The sequence below is a fragment of the Bartonella sp. AA86SXKL genome, from assembly GCF_042196885.1.
Genome location: NZ_JBHIRE010000095.1, coordinates 1 through 469 on the forward strand (window position 1 = coordinate 1; position 469 = coordinate 469).

The 469-nt window shown below is 35.8% G+C and carries 1 protein-coding gene; it reads left to right on the forward strand.

Going from position 1 to position 469, the window contains the following annotated elements; genetic code table 11:
- Positions 1–224 precede the first annotated feature (224 nt).
- Positions 225–469: SufE family protein (locus tag ACFIO5_RS10060; RefSeq protein ID WP_375705319.1), on the forward strand; the 245-nt coding region annotated here is incomplete at its 3' end.

Genomic DNA, 469 nt, shown 5'->3' on the forward strand with positions numbered 1-469 from the left:
CGAATATCTTGGAAATATATTAAGTAATAAAAATATGGCTCAATTTGAAAACATTTCTCCCAATATGGATGAAAAGCCTACACAAAAAAAGAATCATCCAACATTCCCTTGAAGTAAGAGTTTTTAATGCGCACTATTGGTTTTATGCTAAGAGGAATAAGCGCTTATTCTGTCAACCAAATACATCAACATGATCATCACAAAAACAAAACAGGATTGAGTTTATGGCAGAAACGATTGATGATATTATAGAAAACTTTTCTCTTTTGGATAACTGGGAAGATCGTTATCGTTATGTGATTGAACTTGGTCATGAATTACCGGTTTTTCCAAAAAGCGCTCGAAACGATGCGCACAAAGTTCCTGGTTGTGTAAGCCAAGTATGGCTTTTGTCTTCACGCGATAATTCAGAAAACCCAATATTGACCTTTCAAGGTGATTCCGATGCCCACATTGTGCGTGGACTTAT